Origin of the sequence: Streptomyces griseoruber, from assembly GCF_001514205.1 — a bacterium.
Classification (GTDB): domain Bacteria; phylum Actinomycetota; class Actinomycetes; order Streptomycetales; family Streptomycetaceae; genus Streptomyces; species Streptomyces griseoruber.
In genome coordinates this window covers 436,168-450,157 of sequence record NZ_KQ948766.1, presented here as the reverse complement: position 1 = coordinate 450,157, position 13,990 = coordinate 436,168, and the positions used below count along the sequence as shown (strand labels likewise).

At 72.0% G+C, this 13,990-nt stretch carries 16 protein-coding genes; 5 read left to right on the top strand and 11 right to left on the bottom strand.

Translation table 11 applies throughout. From position 1 onward, the window contains the following. Nucleotides 1-23 precede the first annotated feature (23 nt). On the bottom strand, nucleotides 24-785 hold the full coding sequence (locus tag AQJ64_RS14285) for a prolyl oligopeptidase family serine peptidase (RefSeq protein ID WP_055637976.1): 762 nt from the start codon (nucleotides 783-785) through the stop codon (nucleotides 24-26). 113 nt (nucleotides 786-898) lie between these two features. On the opposite strand from AQJ64_RS14285, the gene AQJ64_RS14280 reads away from it, so the two are divergent. Both AQJ64_RS14280 and AQJ64_RS14275 read left to right on the top strand, forming a co-directional pair. Continuing rightward, nucleotides 899-2,062 (top strand): adenosine deaminase, encoded by a 1,164-nt coding sequence (locus AQJ64_RS14280; RefSeq protein ID WP_055637975.1) that lies wholly within the window; start codon nucleotides 899-901, stop codon nucleotides 2,060-2,062. Between the two features lie 138 nt (nucleotides 2,063-2,200). Further along, on the top strand, nucleotides 2,201-2,578 hold the full coding sequence (locus tag AQJ64_RS14275; RefSeq protein WP_055637974.1) for a hypothetical protein: 378 nt from the start codon (nucleotides 2,201-2,203) through the stop codon (nucleotides 2,576-2,578). A gap of 80 nt (nucleotides 2,579-2,658) precedes the next feature. On the opposite strand, the gene AQJ64_RS14270 is transcribed toward AQJ64_RS14275, so the two are convergent. From AQJ64_RS14270 to AQJ64_RS49030, 6 genes are all read right to left on the bottom strand, one after another. Beyond that, nucleotides 2,659-2,859, bottom strand: a complete 201-nt coding sequence (locus AQJ64_RS14270) for a PspC domain-containing protein (RefSeq protein ID WP_055637973.1) — start codon at nucleotides 2,857-2,859, stop codon at nucleotides 2,659-2,661. A gap of 128 nt (nucleotides 2,860-2,987) precedes the next feature. After that, entirely contained in the window at nucleotides 2,988-3,539 is a 552-nt protein-coding gene (locus AQJ64_RS14265; protein WP_055637972.1) for a VanZ family protein, read from the bottom strand. A 173-nt stretch (nucleotides 3,540-3,712) separates the two neighbouring features. Further along, the gene (locus AQJ64_RS14260; protein WP_055637971.1) at nucleotides 3,713-4,318 is read right to left on the bottom strand and encodes a hypothetical protein; all 606 of its coding nucleotides are present in this window, start codon (nucleotides 4,316-4,318) and stop codon (nucleotides 3,713-3,715) included. Further along, nucleotides 4,318-5,937, bottom strand: a complete 1,620-nt coding sequence (locus tag AQJ64_RS14255) for a sensor histidine kinase (RefSeq protein ID WP_055637970.1) — start codon at nucleotides 5,935-5,937, stop codon at nucleotides 4,318-4,320. The genes AQJ64_RS14260 and AQJ64_RS14255 overlap by 1 nt, the downstream gene beginning before the upstream one ends. Beyond that, a complete protein-coding gene (gene afsQ1, locus AQJ64_RS14250) occupies nucleotides 5,934-6,611 on the bottom strand; it encodes a two-component system response regulator AfsQ1 (protein WP_055637969.1) in 678 nt (225 codons plus the stop codon). Before afsQ1 ends, AQJ64_RS14255 begins: the two co-directional genes overlap by 4 nt. 4 nt (nucleotides 6,612-6,615) lie before the next feature. Continuing rightward, entirely contained in the window at nucleotides 6,616-7,251 is a 636-nt protein-coding gene (locus AQJ64_RS49030; protein ID WP_157881137.1) for a hypothetical protein, read from the bottom strand. A 292-nt stretch (nucleotides 7,252-7,543) separates the two neighbouring features. Here AQJ64_RS49030 and AQJ64_RS14240 point away from each other — a divergent pair, with 292 nt between their 5' ends. After that, the gene (locus tag AQJ64_RS14240; RefSeq protein ID WP_055637967.1) at nucleotides 7,544-8,275 is read left to right on the top strand and encodes a SigE family RNA polymerase sigma factor; all 732 of its coding nucleotides are present in this window, start codon (nucleotides 7,544-7,546) and stop codon (nucleotides 8,273-8,275) included. A 263-nt stretch (nucleotides 8,276-8,538) separates the two neighbouring features. Here AQJ64_RS14240 and AQJ64_RS14235 read toward each other — a convergent pair whose 3' ends face one another. Next, nucleotides 8,539-9,246 (bottom strand): uridine kinase family protein, encoded by a 708-nt coding sequence (locus AQJ64_RS14235; RefSeq protein ID WP_079061649.1) that lies wholly within the window; start codon nucleotides 9,244-9,246, stop codon nucleotides 8,539-8,541. A gap of 59 nt (nucleotides 9,247-9,305) precedes the next feature. On the opposite strand from AQJ64_RS14235, the gene AQJ64_RS14230 reads away from it, so the two are divergent. Beyond that, nucleotides 9,306-9,713 carry a hypothetical protein gene (locus AQJ64_RS14230; protein ID WP_055634341.1) on the top strand — a complete coding sequence of 136 codons (408 nt, stop codon included), beginning with the start codon at nucleotides 9,306-9,308 and terminating at the stop codon, nucleotides 9,711-9,713. Nucleotides 9,714-9,785: 72 nt separating this feature from the next. Here AQJ64_RS14230 and AQJ64_RS14225 read toward each other — a convergent pair whose 3' ends face one another. Genes AQJ64_RS14225 through deoC form a run of 3 tightly spaced genes read right to left on the bottom strand, consistent with a single transcriptional unit; the run spans nucleotide 9,786 to nucleotide 13,073 of the window. Further along, nucleotides 9,786-10,685, bottom strand: coding sequence for an aldehyde dehydrogenase family protein (locus tag AQJ64_RS14225; RefSeq protein ID WP_055634342.1), 900 nt, complete (start codon nucleotides 10,683-10,685; stop codon nucleotides 9,786-9,788). Continuing rightward, nucleotides 10,678-12,114, bottom strand: a complete 1,437-nt coding sequence (locus AQJ64_RS14220; RefSeq protein WP_055634343.1) for an aldehyde dehydrogenase family protein — start codon at nucleotides 12,112-12,114, stop codon at nucleotides 10,678-10,680. The genes AQJ64_RS14225 and AQJ64_RS14220 overlap by 8 nt, the downstream gene beginning before the upstream one ends. A 5-nt stretch (nucleotides 12,115-12,119) precedes the next feature. Beyond that, a complete protein-coding gene (gene deoC / locus AQJ64_RS14215) occupies nucleotides 12,120-13,073 on the bottom strand; it encodes a deoxyribose-phosphate aldolase (protein ID WP_055634344.1) in 954 nt (317 codons plus the stop codon). 209 nt (nucleotides 13,074-13,282) lie between these two features. Between deoC and AQJ64_RS14210 the strand changes: the two genes are divergently transcribed. Next, nucleotides 13,283-13,960 carry a PH domain-containing protein gene (locus tag AQJ64_RS14210; RefSeq protein ID WP_055634345.1) on the top strand — a complete coding sequence of 226 codons (678 nt, stop codon included), beginning with the start codon at nucleotides 13,283-13,285 and terminating at the stop codon, nucleotides 13,958-13,960. Nucleotides 13,961-13,990 lie beyond the last annotated feature (30 nt).

The following is a 13,990-nucleotide window of genomic DNA, read 5'->3' as shown; positions in this document are numbered from 1 at the left end:
CCGCACCCGAAACCCGGCCGGAACTACCTCCGCAACGACTTCCCGAACCCCGCAGCCAACGGCATCCGCAACCCCAACGGCGGCGGAGCCGCCAACGCATCCTCCACAGGCCGCGAAAACCCCCTCCCGAACAACACCCCCATCACGAAGTCCTCAGCCAACGCCAGGACTTCGTCCCGGTACTGATGCAACCCGTGCCCATCCGCATGCACCTCGAACCGGCACACATCCCGATTCGCCTTCTTCGCCCGCGCCGCCAGCCGGAACGACAACTCCGGGTCACTGCGGTCGTCATGGGTGCCGTGCACCACCATCACCCGCCGCCCCACCAACTGCTTCACCGGTTCGGGTGGCGCCGCCACATCCTCCTGCGGCAGCCAAGGGGCGAGGGCCAGCACGGAGTTGACGGCCTCATGACCCGCCGCCCGGAGCGCGGCCCGGCCGCCCATCCCGATCCCGGCGAGGCACACCGGAACATCCCCGTACCGCCGTACGACCTCGTCGGCCGCCCAGGTCGCGTCCGCGGCGAGATGCGCCGCGCCGCCGTTCCAGCCGCGGTAGCGGTAGTGCACGACATGGGTGACCAGCCCTTCCTCCCGGCCGGCCCGCGTGAGTCTTCGCCCGAGACCGCGCACGGAGGCGGCCGCCCACATCGGGGACGGTCTGCGCTCGGACACCTCCTCGCCGCCGGGGAGCAGCAGCACCACCCCGCTCACCGCCGTCGGCTCTGGTCCGAGCGCCTTTCCCAGCCGGGCCGTCCGAGCCGGCGTCAGTTGCTGTGCCATGACAGAACAGTGTCAGAAGCAGTGGTGTACTCCACCCGTCCGTGCGGTCACCATTGCGTATCGGCGGCGGGGTGAAGCGCGCGATCTACGCGCGTAGGAGTTAGAGTGCGGAAATGACGAGCCAGAGCATCCAGGCGGGCATCACCCCCAACCCGGACCAGATCCGGCGGGCGCCCAAGGTTCTGCTGCACGACCACCTCGACGGCGGGCTGCGCCCCGGCACGATCGTCGACCTCGCCCGGGAGACCGGGTACGCCCAACTCCCCGAGAGCGACCCCGACAAGCTCGGCCTCTGGTTCCGGGAGGCCGCCGACTCCGGTTCCCTGGAACGGTACTTGGAGACCTTCTCGCACACCGTCGGTGTGATGCAGACCCGCGACGCCCTGGTCCGGGTCGCCCGGGAGTGCGCCGAGGACCTCGCCCAGGACGGTGTCGTCTACGCCGAGGTGCGCTACGCCCCCGAGCAGCACCTCGATGCCGGGCTGAGCCTCGAAGAGGTCGTGGAGGCCGTCACCGAGGGCTTCCGGGAAGGCGAGCGGGCGGCCCGTCGGAACGGCCACCGCATCCGCGTCGGCGCCCTGCTCACCGCCATGCGGCACGCCGCCCGCGCCCTGGAGATCGCCGAACTCGCCAACCGCTACCGGGACCTCGGCGTCGTCGGCTTCGACATCGCGGGCGCCGAGGCCGGCTTCCCGCCCACCCGCCATCTCGACGCCTTCGAGTATCTGAAGCGGGAGAACAACCACTTCACGATCCACGCCGGCGAGGCCTTCGGGCTGCCGTCCATCTGGCAGGCCCTCCAGTGGTGCGGCGCCGACCGGCTCGGGCACGGCGTCCGCATCATCGACGACATCGAGGTCGCCGCCGACGGCAGCGTGAAGCTCGGCCGGCTCGCCTCCTACGTCCGCGACAAGCGCATCCCGCTGGAGATGTGCCCCAGCTCCAACCTCCAGACCGGCGCGGCCGCCTCCTATGCCGAGCACCCCATCGGTCTGCTGCGGCGGCTGCACTTCCGGGCCACGGTCAACACCGACAACCGGCTGATGTCCGGCACCAGCATGAGCCGGGAATTCGAGCACCTTGTCGATGCGTTCGGTTACACGCTCGACGATCTGCAATGGTTCTCGGTCAATGCTATGAAGTCAGCATTCATTCCTTTCGATGAACGTCTCGCCATGATCAATGACGTGATCAAGCCCGGCTATGCCGAGCTGAAGTCCGAATGGCTGTTCCAGCAGACGGCCTCCACCAGCGGTTCCTTGGCCACGGAGGACTGACCGCACGGTTTCCCCGGGTGCGAAATGCGGGCGCGTGTTCACAACCCGTCCGCATTTCGATGTTTGCGGCCTCCCCCTTTCCGTGTTTACGGTCGTGGACCGATCGGTTCCCCGTATCCCATTCGAGGACGCATTTTCATGAAGCAGTCTGCTGCCAAGACCCTCGGCGTCGCCGCCCTCGGTGCCGCCATCGCCGCCGTCGGCGCGGGCGCCGCCAACGCCGCCCCGGCCGTCCCCGACGCCTCGCAGGCGCTGGAGACGGTCACCGGCTCGCTGCCCTTGGAGAACGTCACGAACGTCACCAAGGCGCTGCCGGGTGCCGGCAAGGCCCTGGAGCAGGCCCAGCTGTCGCAGGCCCAGCCGGCGCTCGCCGCGGGCCTCGCCACCGTGCAGCCGGCTGTCGGGCAGGCGCTCGCCCACGGCCCGACCAAGCCGGTCGCCGGGCTGCTCGGAGGCCTTCCGGTCCAGGGCCTGCCCACCCACGGGCTGCCGGTGAACGGGCTGCCGATCGGCTGAACCCCCGGTACGACGTGACGCCGTCGGGGCGCGCCCGCAGTGCCGGGTGCGCCCCGACGGCGTTCTCGCGTGGACCCGGGTCACCAGGCCGTGCGCGCCTTGTCCTCCGACGGGAACATGATCCACAGCGCTATGTAGAGCAGGAACTGGGGACCCGGCAGCAGACAGGAGAGCAGGAAGATCACGCGCATGGTGGTCGCGGAGGTGCCGAAGCGGCGGGCCAGCGCGGCGCACACTCCGCCGATCATGCGGCCGTTGGTGGGGCGGGCGAGGCTGGACATCTGGGGCTCCTTCGTGAGCGTCGGAGAGAGGCGGCCCCTGCGGCCGTCCCATCTGCCTTCAACGCTACGGAGCCGAAGAGCGCGAAGCGTCACTCTCCGGAGCCATCCCGACCCCGAGATTCCTTCTCCTACGGGGCGATGCCGACCCTGGGAATCCTCGGGGTCCGACCCTGAGCCGCGTCCTCCTGCAAGGCCGCCGCCGGCATCCGGCGCTCCCCTCTGCGACGCAGCCACACCCGGGCCGCCGGCACCAGCGCGGTATGCGCGAGCGCCACCCCCACGGTGTTCAGCAGCAGCGAGTCCACGTCCACGACCTGACCGGGCACCCCGGTCTGGAGCAGCTCGATCGCCAGCGACAGCAGGGCGCCCGCCGTGACCGTGCGGATCAGGGAGGCGAGCGGCGAGACGCGGAGCCGGCCGTGCACCAGCGGCAGCAGGACGCCGAGCGGGGCGAGCAGCCCCAGCCCGCCGCCGATCCGCCGGGCCGCCTCGGGCCAGCCCAGTCTCAGGTCGGCGCGGATCCCGGCGAACGGATGCAGATTGGTGGGCAGCACCCAGGGCACGTCCCGGGGGCGCAGCGTGACCCAGGCCACGAACACGAGGTGTGCGGCCAGGAGGACAACCCCGGTCGCACGGAGACGGATCGCGGCGCTGCCGCCGATGGAGCCTTGACGCTGCACGACCCCCTAGACGCACCCCCCGGCACGATCGGTTCCGGCTCCCCGCCCGACACTCCCGCAAGCCCTTGCTGCTCCCGGCCGGGCGTCACCCCGCCGCCCGGCGGTGACCTGCGCAGACGCCGCCCGCGGACCCGCGCATGAGGCGTCCGCCACACCCGGCGGCGACGAGGCGCTCAGCTCCCGGTGACCGCCGACGACGGAGGTTCGGTGCTGCCGGGCCGGGAGCGGACCTCGTCCGTGCACTCGTAGCGGCGCAGGGGGTCGGAACCGGGGCCGCCCAGGACGACCGAGCCGTCGCCCTCGGCCGCGGCCGAGTCGGAGAAGGTGCACACGAGCTGGGCGAGCGCGTACGAGGTGAGGGTGTCCGGGGGCACGCTCAGCCGGAGCGCGTCGTCGGGATCCTTCGCGCCCGGCCCGCCGACCGCCATCCCCCCGCGTACATCGGTGGTGTACCCGGCCTCCTTCTCGGCGGCCGACGGCGACTCGGCGAGCTGGTCGAGCAGGCCCTGTGCCACCAGCGCCCGCCGCTGGGAGTCCGCCGCCCCGTCCGTGACCCGCACCGAGCGGTCGACGGCCACCAGCGACGAACCGCACAGCAGGAACACCTGCACCGGCACCCCCACGCGCGCGGACTGGGCCGTCACGTCCGGCTCGCTGAGCGAGCAGCGCACCCGGGACGGCGCGGCCCCGAAGTCGGTCGGCACCTCGGTGGCCCGGATCCCGCAGCCGGTGAGCAGACCGGCGAGCAGGGGTAGCGCGAGCAGACGGCGTACGTTCATCAGGCGTCCCCCTTGTTGTCCTTCCCGGCCTTCGCGCCCTGCGCGCCCGGGCCCCCCGGCACACCCGATCCGCCCCGCGCCCCCTGTTCGCCCGGGTCCACCAGCTCCGACGCGTCCCTCGGCAGCCGCAGCGTGAACACCGCGCCGCCCTCCTCGGAGTTGGCGGCGGTGATCTCGCCGCCGTGGATGTGGGCGTTCTCCAGGGCGATCGACAGACCGAGCCCGCTGCCGTCGGAGCGCGGCCGCGAGGCGCTCGCCTTGTAGAACCGGTCGAAGACGTGCGGCAGCACCTCCTCGGGGATGCCCGGCCCGTGGTCGCGTACGGCGATGACGACGTCCTCGGCCGACTCGCGCACCGACACCCGCACCGGGGAACCGCCGTGCTTGAGCGCGTTGCCGATGAGGTTGGCGAGGATCACGTCCAGCCGGCGGGGATCCAGCCGGGCGTGGATGCCGCGCTCGGCGTCCAGGTCGACCGCGTCCAGCCACGCGCGCGCGTCGATGCAGAAGGTGATCTGGTCGGCGACGTCGACGGTGTCCACGACCAGCCGCGCCGTACCGGCGTCGAAGCGGGTGACCTCCATCAGGTTCTCGACGAGGTCGTTGAGCCGCCGGGTCTCGCTGACCACCAGCCGTACGGCGGGCTCGATCATCGGGTCGATGCTGCCCGACTCGGCGTCCAGCTCCTCCTCCAGCACCTCCGTGACGGCGGTGATGGCGGTCAGCGGGGTGCGCAGCTCGTGCGACATGTCGGCGACGAACCGCCGGGACGCCTCGTCCCGCGCGGCCATGTCGTCGACCCGCTTCTCCAGGGCCTCCGCCGTCCGGTTGAACGTCCGGGACAGATCGGCGAGTTCGTCCGTCCCCGACACCAGCAGCCGGGTGTCCAGACGGCCCTCGCCGAGCCGCCGCGCCGCGACCCCCAGCCGGTGCACCGGCTTCAGCACGGTCGTGGCGGCGGCCTGCGCGAGCAGCGCGGCGCCGATCAGCGCGAGCCCGGTGGCGATCCCCAGCGACCAGGACAGCGAGTTGAGGTCCTTGGCCTCCGGCTCCAGCGACTTGCGCATGTACCCGGTCGGCCCGCCGCCGATCACCTTCGTACCGGCCACCAGATACGGCGTGCCGTGCTCCACGACCCGCTGCCAGTACAGGTGGTACGGCGACTTGTTGCCGTCGGTGACGTCCTGCCGCTTGTTCACCGCCGTCCGCAGCGACTTGGGCACGTCGTCCAGCGAGAAGCCGTTCAGCCCGGCGGAGTTGCCGTACACCTTCCGGCCGTTCGCGTCCTCGCCGACCAGCAGCACACTGAACCGCTGGCTGCTGTTGGCCATCTGCCCGGCGGTGTGCTGCAACTCGTCCTGTGTCGGATGCTCGGGCAGCGAGCCCGCCCGGTTCTGCATCTCCTGCTCGAAGTCCCGCAGCACCGCGCCCTGGGTACGGGTGAGCACGGCCTCGCGGTTGAGCCAGTACGCGATGCCGGACGCGGACACGGCGGCGGTCAGCGCGACCGCCCCGAAGACGACGACGAGCCTGAGGCGCAGGCTGGTGAACCGCAGCCGTGACAGATGACCCTTGCGCACCGCGGACCAGCCGCGGTGCGCCTCCTGCTCTTCCGTCACTGAGGGACGTCCAGGCGGTAGCCGACCCCGCGGACGGTACGGATCAGCGTCGGCGACGAGGGCACGTCCTCGACCTTGGCGCGCAGCCGCTGGACACAGGCGTCGACGAGCCGCGAGTCACCGAGGTAGTCGTGCTCCCACACCAGCCGCAGCAGCTGCTGCCGGGACAGCGCCTGCCCCGGCCGCCGGCTCAGCTCCAGGAGCAGCCGCAGCTCGGTCGGCGTGAGCTGGAGATCCTCGCCGTTCTTCGTGACGGTCATCGCCGCGCGGTCGATGACCAGGCTGCCGAAGGTCGCCGCGTCGTTCGACTCGCGCTCCCCGCGGCGCAGCACGGCCCGGATCCGGGCGTCCAGCACCCGGCCCTGGACGGGTTTGACGACGTAGTCGTCGGCGCCGGACTCCAGCCCGACCACCACGTCGATGTCGTCGCTGCGCGCGGTGAGCAGGATGATCGGCAGCTGGTCGGTGCGCCGGATGCGCCGGCACACCTCGAACCCGTCGATGCCGGGCAGCATGACATCCAGCACGATCAGATCCGGCCGCTGCTCACGCAACAGCTTCAGACCGTCCTCACCGCTCGCAGCGGTCGCCACACGGTGCCCCTGGCGCGTCAGTGAGAGCTCCAGGGCCGTACGGATGGCGTCGTCGTCCTCGATCAGCAACAGGGAAGGCACGGGCTCATTCTGGCCCATGAGGGGGCTGTCGTTCGACCTGTGGGTCGGGGCTGGGACGCCACAGGGAGATGCATTCCGCGGCGCGGGCGGCGTGGAGGGGGTCGGAGGTGTCCCGCGCGCGCCGGTGGCGGGGGTGGGTGTCCAGGCGGTCGCGTACCCGCGGACCTGCGGTTTCGAGGTGGGCGAGCAGTTCGGCGCGGGTGCGCGGACCGAGGTGTCCGGCGAGGCCGGAGAGGATCGGCCGGCCCTCCCCGCCGGGCCGCAGATGCCGTACGGGACCGGTCGGGAAACCGCGCGGCAACGCCTCCCTCCTCGTCGTACCCGCCGGGCTCCGGCGGCGCGGAGGGCCGGGCGGGCAGCCAGGCCGGGCCGCGGACGACCGGATCCGCCCGGCCTCCCGGCCACAGGCCGGCGCGGGGGCTGACGCCCGTCCCGACGACCCGCCCCACGCCCCGCCGGGCCAGGACGGCCGCGAGCCCCCGGTGCCGGTGCCCAGGCCGAGGGCGGTCGCCCGGCACCCCACGCGGACGCGGTGGGCGCGGGCGCGCCGGTGGAGGTGTGCGGTGGCGGCGCGCAGCCGGTCGTCGGCGAGGACCACGGGGTGCGGGACGTGCGGGAGTCGTGGGCCGGTGTCGGACACCGCACGCTCCTTGTGATCGTAAGTGCCGGGTCGCGGAGGGCACTTCGACGAGGGAGCGGGCAGGCACCAGGCCGGCAATCACCAGGTCGGGGCGGCGCGGTGGGGCCGCGGCAGCAAGCCGGCGGTGGTACCCCCGACGACTGTGAACGCGCTGTGGTGTCGGCATGACGGACCCCTGTGACAGGTCTGTGACAGTCGGCGGACACGGCGATGAAGTGGCCCGGGCAGTCTTTTCGGCACAGGCAAGAACGCAAAGAACGAAACACCGGAAGTCCACGACGGGGGGCGCGAGATGAACACGCTGCACGGCCTCAGCACCAGGGCAGTTGTCACGCGTCTCCACGACGTGAACGTCGGGCGGGTTTCCGAGAAGTCCGGTGCGGTGAGCGGGCGGGGGTGCGCTCGCGGCACCGGGCGTCAGCACACCGGGTTCATGACGGTGGTTGACGAGGCTCACGGGGGAGCCGCGTACAGGGAGGACACGGGGGAGCGCCGCTCGCTGACCGAGGCGGAGTTCACCGCCTACGTCCAGGAGCGCCGCGCCTCCCTGTACGCCACCGCCTACCACCTCACCGGCGACCGCTTCGAGGCCGAGGACCTGCTGCAGAGCGCGCTGTTCTCGACGTACCGGGCGTGGGACCGGATCAGCGACAAGGCCGCCGTCGGCGGATACCTGCGTCGCACCATGACGAACCTGCACATCAGCGCGTGGCGCCGCCGCAAGCTGAACGAGTACCCGACCGAGGAACTGCCGGAGACGCCCGGCGACACGGACGCGATGCGCGGCACCGAACTGCGCGCGGTCCTGTGGCAGGCGCTGGCCCGGCTGCCCGAACTCCAGCGGACGATGCTGGTCCTGCGCTACTACGAGGGCCGCACCGACCCGGAGATCGCGGAGATCCTCGACATCAGTGTCGGCACGGTGAAGTCCAGCATCTGGCGGTCGCTCCGCCGGCTGCGCGAGGACCAGGTCCTCAGCTTCGGCCGTGACGAGGAGGACGCCTTCGGGGAGCTTGTCGCCTGAGGGTCACGGGGGAAGCACGGGGGAGGGAACGCCGGGCTCCGGTCCGGTGACGGGGGAAAGCACGGGGGAAACGGGGGGGAGCGGTACCGCGGACCCGACGGGGGAAGCCGGGGAGCGGTGCCGCGCAGCACGGGGGAACGCCACTGGGGGGTGGCGTGGGGGGAACGGGGGAAGCGGGACTGGAGGGCCGGGGGGTCCATCCAGTCCCGCTTTTCATGTGTCCCTCGTTCGGGTGGATCCGGCGTGCGGGTGGATCCGGGAGGTCAGGCCGTCGTGCGTGCCGTGGGCGCGCAGCGGCCCGCCGCCGCGGACGCCAGCCGGCCCATCGCCTCGTCGCGGTCGCAGGCGTACGCGCCGAGCGCGGTCTGCCGCGCCACGATGGAGCGCTCCGCCCGCATCAGCCGCCAGCCCCGGCGCAGCAGGAACGGGACCGACTTGCGGCCCTCCCGCAGATCGCGCAGGAAACGGCGGCGGAACGTCTTCACCGGGCCGCGGCTCAGACACAGCGCGTCGGCCAGCACCCCCAGCTCACGGCAGCGCTCGACGATCTCGGCGGCGAAGATGCCCTCCGCGATGAACAGCGGGGTCCGCCCCACCTCGACGGCCTCCGTGCCGGTGCGGGCGCTGAGCGAGATGTCGTAGAGGGGTACGTGCGTACGGCCCGACGCGCACAGTTCCACGATGGCGGCGACGGCCGTGTCCGCGTCCCACGACCCGGGGTGGTCCCAGTCGATGTCGGAGCTCCCGGCGACCAGCGGCAGGGTCGGGTCGTCGCCCTCCTTGTAGAAGTCGTCGAGCCGCAGCACGGGCAGGCCGGAGCGGGCGGCGAGAAGGGACTTGCCGGAGCCGGAAGGGCCGCAGAGCAGCACGACTCGGGTGGGTATCGGCGGTTGGGAGCTCACGGGACACCAGTGTGCGGCATCCATCGGGCCCGGTACGACCCCGCGGGTCGGCTTTGAAGCGCGCGTCACACCTCGCCTACCCTTTGTGTCGATCCGATTACCTTGCGCAGCAGAAGGTGGCAGCAGCGATGGCCCGACACGCCTCTCCCCAGAACCCCACCGGCCGGCGCGTGCTCGCCGCCCTCGCGACCGCCTCGGTGGCGCTGGGGGCGGGCGCCGGTGCCGCGTCCGCGGCGCCGGGCGAGCCCGTCGTCGACGTGATGCGGACCCACCCCACCTCGCTCGGCAACCTCGATCCGCAGACCGGGGTGCGGGGCGTGCTCACGACCCTGCCGTACGTCACCGGTGCGCTCACCGGGCTCAAGCCCAACCCTCTCGCGGGGACCGGTGTCGACCCCCTCGACAACGGCGTCGGCACGCAGGTCGCCGACTTCCAGCCGCTCACCTCGCAGATGCTGACCGCGCCGGTGGCGCAGGCGCGGTCGCTCGGGGCGGTTCCCGTGCTGGGGGAGGTGACGCGGGTGCTGGGGGGGTGAGGCCGGTGGGGAACCGCGGGTCCGTGGTGGCCGGTCGCGCAGTTCCCCCGCGCCCCTGGTGAGGGGTGCCGGTCAGTACGCCGAGCCCGACGCGCCCAGCGATCCCGTCGGGTGCCAGACCGTCTTCGTCTCCAGGAAGGCCGTCATGCGGTCGATGCCCGGAGTCGCCGACCAGTCGTCCACAGGCTGTGGACGCAGGACCCGCTTGAGGTTGTCGGCCGCCGCGATCTCCAGTTCCTTCGCCAGGACCTCGTCCGCGCCCGCGAGGTCGATCGCGTTGACGTCCTGGTGCGCGGCCAGCGGGGCCGCGATCTCCGCCGTACGGCCCGAGAGGACGTTGACGACACCGCCGGGGACGTCGGAGGTGGCCAGGACCTCGCCGAGGGAGAGGGCCGGGAGCGGGGAGTTCTCGCTCGCGATCACGACCGCCGTGTTGCCAGTCGCGATCACCGGGGCCAGCACCGAGACCAGGCCCAGGAAGGACGACTCCTGCGGGGCCAGGACCGCGACCACGCCCGTCGGCTCGGGGGAGGAGAGGTTGAAGTACGGTCCCGCGACCGGGTTTCCACCGCCCACGACCTGGGCGATCTTGTCGGTCCAGCCCGCGTACCAGACCCAGCGGTCGATCGTGGCGTCCACGACGGCGGCCGCCTTGGACTTGCCGAGCCCCTCGGCTTCGCCCACCTCGCGCACGAACTGGTCCCGGCGGCCCTCCAGCATCTCCGCGACGCGGTAGAGGATCTGGCCGCGGTTGTAGGCGGTGGCGCCGGACCAGCCGCCGAAGGCCTTGCGGGCGGCGACCACCGCGTCACGGGCGTCCTTGCGGGACGACTGCGGTGCGTTCGCCAGCCAGTTGCCCTTGGAGTCCGTCACCTCGTACACCCGGCCGCTCTCCGAACGCGGGAACTTCCCGCCGACGTACAGCTTGTAGGTCTTGAAGACAGTCAGACGCTCGTTGGTGCGCTCAGACATCGAGGTATGCCTCCAGGCCGTGGCGACCGCCCTCGCGGCCGAAGCCCGACTCCTTGTAGCCGCCGAACGGCGAGGTCGGATCGAACTTGTTGAACGTGTTGGACCAGACGACACCGGCCCGGAGCCTGTTCGCCACCGCGAGGATGCGGGAGCCCTTCTCCGTCCAGATGCCCGCCGACAGGCCGTACGGCGTGTTGTTCGCCTTGGCGACGGCCTCGTCCGGGGTGCGGAAGGTGAGGACCGACAGCACCGGGCCGAAGATCTCGTCGCGGGCGACGGTGTGGGCCTGGGTGACGTTGGTGAACAGCGTCGGGGCGAACCAGTAGCCCGACTCCGGGAGTTCACAGGCCGGGGACCAGCGTTCGGCGCCCTCCGCCTCGCCCCGCTCGACCAGCGAGGTGATCCGGGCGAGCTGCTCCTCGGAGTTGATCGCGCCGATGTCGGTGTTCTTGTCCAGGGGGTCGCCCAGACGGAGCGTGGACAGACGGCGCTTGAGCGAGTCCAGCAGCTCCTCGTGGATCGACTCCTGGACGAGGAGCCGGGATCCGGCGCAGCAGACCTGGCCCTGGTTGAAGAAGATGCCGTTGACGATGCCCTCGACGGCCTGGTCGATCGGGGCGTCGTCGAAGACGATGTTGGCGCCCTTGCCGCCCAGCTCCAGGGTGACCTTCTTGCGGGTGCCCGCGACCGTCTTCGCGATCTCCTTGCCGACGGCCGTGGAGCCGGTGAAGGCCACCTTGTTCACGTCCGGGTGCGCGACGAGCGCGGCGCCCGTGTCGCCGTAACCCGGCAGGATGTTGACGACGCCCTTGGGCAGGCCCGCCTGGCGGCAGATGTCCGCGAAGAACAGGGCGGAGAGCGGGGTGGTCTCGGCGGGCTTCAGGACGACCGTGTTGCCGGTCGCCAGCGCCGGGGCGATCTTCCACGCGAGCATCAGCAGCGGGAAGTTCCACGGGATGACCTGGCCCGCCACGCCGAGCGGCCGCGGGGAAGCGCCGAAACCGGCGTGGCCGAGCTTGTCGGCCCAGCCCGCGTAGTAGAAGAAGTGCGCGGCGACCAGCGGAAGGTCGGCGTCGCGCGTCTCCTTGATCGGCTTGCCGTTGTCCAGGGTCTCCAGGACGGCCAGCTCACGGCTGCGCTCCTGGATGATCCGGGCGATGCGGAACAGGTACTTCGCCCGCTCCGAGCCGGGCAGCGCCGACCACTTCTCGAACGCCTTGCGGGCGGCCTTCACCGCGCGGTCGACGTCCTCGGCGCCGGCCTGCGCGATCTCGGAGAGGACCTCCTCCGACGACGGCGACACCGTCTTGAAGACCTTGCCGTCGGCCGACTCCACGAACTCGCCGTCGATGAACAGGCCGTAGGAGGGGGCGATGTCGACGACCGAGCGGGACTCGGGCGCCGGTGCGTATGCGAATACGGAAGCCATGGTGATCAGTCCACCGTCACGTAGTCGGGGCCGGAGTAGCGGCCGGTGGCCAGCTTCTGACGCTGCATCAGCAGGTCGTTCAGGAGGGAGGAGGCGCCGAAGCGGAACCAGTGGTTGTCCAGCCAGTCCGGGCCGGCCGTCTCGTTCACCAGGACCAGGAACTTGATGGCGTCCTTGCTGGTCCGGATGCCGCCGGCGGGCTTCACACCGACCTGGACCCCGGTCTGCGCCCGGAAGTCCCGCACCGCCTCCAGCATGAGGAGGGTGTTGGCGGGGGTGGCGTTGACGGCGACCTTGCCGGTGGAGGTCTTGATGAAGTCGGCGCCCGCCAGCATGCCGAGCCAGCTCGCCCGGCGGATGTTGTCGTACGTCGACAGCTCGCCCGTCTCGAAGATGACCTTCAGCCGGGTCGCCCCGCAGGCCTCCCGGACGGCGGCGATCTCCTCGTACACCTTGAGGTAGTTCCCCGCGAGGAACGCGCCGCGGTCGATGACCATGTCGATCTCGTCGGCGCCCGCGGCGACCGCGTCGCGCACGTCCGCCAGCTTGACCGGGAGGGCCGCGCGGCCGGCCGGGAACGCGGTGGCGACCGAGGCGACCTTCACGCCGGAGCCGGCGACGGCCTCCTTGGCGACGGTCACCATGTCGGGGTAGACGCAGACCGCTGCGGTGGTGGGCGTGGTGCGGTCGGTCGGGTCGGGGCGGACCGCCTTGGCGCCGAGCGCCCGGACCTTGCCCGGGGTGTCCGCGCCTTCCAGCGTCGTCAGGTCGACCATCGAGATGGCGAGGTCGATGGCGTACGCCTTCGCGGTCGTCTTGATGGAACGGGTGCCGAGCGAGGCGGCGCGCGCCTCCAGGCCGACCGCGTCGACGCCGGGCAGCCCGTGGAGGAAGCGGCGCAGCGTGCTGCCGGACGAGGTCACGTCCTTGAGGGCTGCGGTGGGTGCATTGGTGGGCATGGTCACCAGACGAGCATATCTACGCGCGTAGCGGATGTATAGCCCGGGGAACGGATCCCGCAGGGACCGGGTGAGTGGTCCGGCCCGGCAAGGTGCGCGGGAACTGCGCGACCGGTCCACGGACGGCCCGCACCCGCGCGCGGACGGCAAACCCCTACGGGCGCGGGCGGCTCGGCCCACCGCCGGAGGCGTGCGGCAGAATCGGCCCCATGACCACCCCGGAAGACCAGCCCTCCGCACAGCCCCCGGCCCCCGAGTCCGACGACCGTGTCCACCGGTCGTCCGCCGGTATCGCCAGTGGCGCCCTGCTGCTGGCCCTCGTCGGCTGGCTCGGCATCGACGCGATCGTCGCGGGCGAGGGGCGCACGCCGTGGCTGGCGCTCGCGATGCTCATCCTGGTCGTGCCGCTGGTGGTCGCCTTCACCCTGCGGCCCGCCGTGTACGCGGGCCAGGACCGGCTGCGGGTGCGCAACCCGTTCCGGGTGGTCGTGCTGCCCTGGGGACAGGTCGCGGCGCTGCGCTCCGGGTACTCCAACGAGGTCGTCGCCAAGTCGGGGACCAAGTTCCAGCTCTGGGCGGTCCCGGTGTCGCTGCGGGCCCGTAAGTCGGCGGCGCGGCGGGAGGCCCGGGCGGCGGCGCAGGGCACTCCGGGGAGCGGGAGCGGCCGGAGCGGGCTCGGTGGCTTCGGCGGTTCCTCGCGGGCGGTGCCGCAGGGGCCCGTGCGGGCCTCGACCGACCAGGTCATGGACGACCTGCGGAACCTGTGGGAAGGGCGCGAGAACGCGGAGAGCGCGCAGGGCGAGGTGACCGTGCGCTGGGCGTGGGAGATCCTCGGCCCTGCCGCCGCCGGCGCCGTGGTGCTGGCGATCCTGCTGGCGATGGGGTGAGCCGCCGGGGCCGGTGAGGTCTTTCGCGAC

Bases quoted from the DNA above. Each gene is read 5' to 3' on its own strand.
- AQJ64_RS14285 (WP_055637976.1), bottom strand. From the start codon at position 785: ATGGCACAGCAACTGACGCCGGCTCGGACGGCCCGGCTGGGAAAGGCG.
- AQJ64_RS14280 (WP_055637975.1), top strand. From the start codon at position 899: ATGACGAGCCAGAGCATCCAGGCGGGCATCACCCCCAACCCGGACCAG.
- AQJ64_RS14275 (WP_055637974.1), top strand. From the start codon at position 2,201: ATGAAGCAGTCTGCTGCCAAGACCCTCGGCGTCGCCGCCCTCGGTGCC.
- AQJ64_RS14270 (WP_055637973.1), bottom strand. From the start codon at position 2,859: ATGTCCAGCCTCGCCCGCCCCACCAACGGCCGCATGATCGGCGGAGTG.
- AQJ64_RS14260 (WP_055637971.1), bottom strand. From the start codon at position 4,318: ATGAACGTACGCCGTCTGCTCGCGCTACCCCTGCTCGCCGGTCTGCTC.
- AQJ64_RS14240 (WP_055637967.1), top strand. From the start codon at position 7,544: ATGAACACGCTGCACGGCCTCAGCACCAGGGCAGTTGTCACGCGTCTC.
- AQJ64_RS14230 (WP_055634341.1), top strand. From the start codon at position 9,306: ATGGCCCGACACGCCTCTCCCCAGAACCCCACCGGCCGGCGCGTGCTC.
- AQJ64_RS14225 (WP_055634342.1), bottom strand. From the start codon at position 10,685: ATGTCTGAGCGCACCAACGAGCGTCTGACTGTCTTCAAGACCTACAAG.
- AQJ64_RS14220 (WP_055634343.1), bottom strand. From the start codon at position 12,114: ATGGCTTCCGTATTCGCATACGCACCGGCGCCCGAGTCCCGCTCGGTC.
- deoC (WP_055634344.1), bottom strand. From the start codon at position 13,073: ATGCCCACCAATGCACCCACCGCAGCCCTCAAGGACGTGACCTCGTCC.
- AQJ64_RS14210 (WP_055634345.1), top strand. From the start codon at position 13,283: ATGACCACCCCGGAAGACCAGCCCTCCGCACAGCCCCCGGCCCCCGAG.